The organism is Methylobacterium sp. J-030, assembly GCF_022829545.1.
GTDB lineage: Bacteria > Pseudomonadota > Alphaproteobacteria > Rhizobiales > Beijerinckiaceae > Methylobacterium.
In genome coordinates this window covers 1-1,720 of sequence record NZ_JAKSYM010000104.1, presented here as the reverse complement: position 1 = coordinate 1,720, position 1,720 = coordinate 1, and the positions used below count along the sequence as shown (strand labels likewise).

Here is a 1,720-nt window from a genome sequence, read left to right as displayed (position 1 = left end):
GCCCATGGCGAACCCGGTGGCGGCGGGGTCGAAGCCCTGCTTCTGCAGGTACACGCCGAGGAACGGGCCGAAGCCCTCGCGCGCGCCGGCCAGGGCGAAGTTCAGAGCGCCGAGGCTGAAAGCTGGCTGCATGTTGTCCGTCTCAGGTGCGGCAACGTCGCCGGATGAAAACTGGCGCGGCCCCAGAACAGGAGTGCCGCGCGGCAGGTTTGCGTGGTGCCGGCGCATAACCCGGCTCGCCGGAGATATTCGTGCTGACCGATCAAGAAATTGTGTCGTCACCCGTCGATCTAGGAATGCCGAACCAGGGTCTGAAAGCGGTCGTCGCTGTCCCGGTCTTCAATGAAGCCGAACGCATCGAACATTGCCTGCGCGCTCTCGACGGGCAGGAAGGTCTTGGGGGAAGCGGGCTTGGCGTCCTGCTGTTCCTGAATAACTGCACGGATGGCACCGCCCTTGTGGTCGCAGCCCTGCGCACGTCCCTGCGTTGCCCGGTTCGGGTGATCGAGCGAGCGTATGCAGAGGCGAACGCGGGATGGGCACGGCGTGAGGCCATGGAGGCCGCGGCCGCGTGGTTGGAGGAGGGCGGGACGTTGGACGGTGTCATCCTCACGACCGACGCAGATAGCCGGGTTTCTGAGGATTGGGTCGCGCGCAACCTCGCTGCCATCACGGAGGGTGTCGATGCCGTCGCCGGCCGGATTGCCCTCGACGAAGCGGATGCCGCGCGCCTACCCGCATCGTTGCACGCGCGCGGTGCGTTGGAGGGCGCCTACGAGGCGCTGCTCACGGAGCTCGAAGCTCGGATTAACCCGGTCGCGCACGATCCCTGGCCGCGGCATTGGACGACCTCTGGCGCGACGCTCGCGGTCCGGCTCGCCACCTACCGGCAGGTCGGCGGCATGCCGCCGCTGGCGGTCGGTGAGGACAAGGCCTTCGTGTCGTCGCTGCTGTCGAGCGACGCGCGGGTCCGGCACGACCCTGACATTCTCGTGGTCACTTCGGGGCGGCTCGACGGGCGCGCACCGGGCGGGGCCGCGGACACGATGAAGCTGCGCTGCGAGGTGCCCGAGAGCCCGTGCGACCCGCGTCTGGAGCCACTGCCGCGGGCCCTGTTCCGGTTCGCCTGGCGACGGAGGGTGATCGGGTTACATGCCTCGGGCCGCCTCGGTCGCAAGACGCTCTGGGCTCCGTGGCTCGGCATCTGGACGGATGCAGCCCGAACGATAGCTCACCTCCCCACACTTGGGGCCGTGCTCACCGCGACGGAGGCGGCCAGCCCCATGCTCAGGTATCGCCCGCTGCGGCCCGCCGAACTTCACCGACAGATCCTACAGGCCCGCGCCGTCCTGGGCCTGCTCCGGTCAACGAGCAAGGTCTTCGGCCGCTCCCGTAGGTTAAAGGTCGTTGCAGTGCAGGATGCCTCGCAAACGTCGGCGGAGCGGGCCGGCCATGCCTGAGCCCCTGGCCTACCGCGTGCAGAAGCACGCCGCGCGTCGTCTACACTACGACTTCCGGTTGGAGCTCGGTGGCGTCCTCAAGAGCTGGGCGGTCACGCGTGGCCCGAGCCTCGTCGCGGGCGCACGGCGCTTGGCCGTCGAGGTCGAGGATCACGGTCTGGACTACGCTGATTACGAGGGCGTGATCGCGTCGGGCAGCTACGGGGCGGGCGTTGTGCTGCTTTGGGACCGCGGCACCTGGGAGCCGGACGGCGACCCGG

2 protein-coding genes are annotated in these 1,720 nt (G+C 68.8%); both read left to right on the top strand.

Annotation, left to right across the window (positions count from 1 at the left end; translation table 11 throughout):
- Positions 1 to 251 precede the first annotated feature (251 nt).
- Positions 252 to 1,460: a glycosyltransferase gene (locus MKK75_RS06295; RefSeq protein ID WP_244041759.1), complete on the top strand. Its 1,209-nt coding sequence runs from the start codon at positions 252 to 254 to the stop codon at positions 1,458 to 1,460.
- Positions 1,453 to 1,720: DNA polymerase ligase N-terminal domain-containing protein (locus tag MKK75_RS06290; protein WP_279593638.1), on the top strand; the 268-nt coding region annotated here is incomplete at its 3' end. The genes MKK75_RS06295 and MKK75_RS06290, both read left to right, overlap by 8 nt.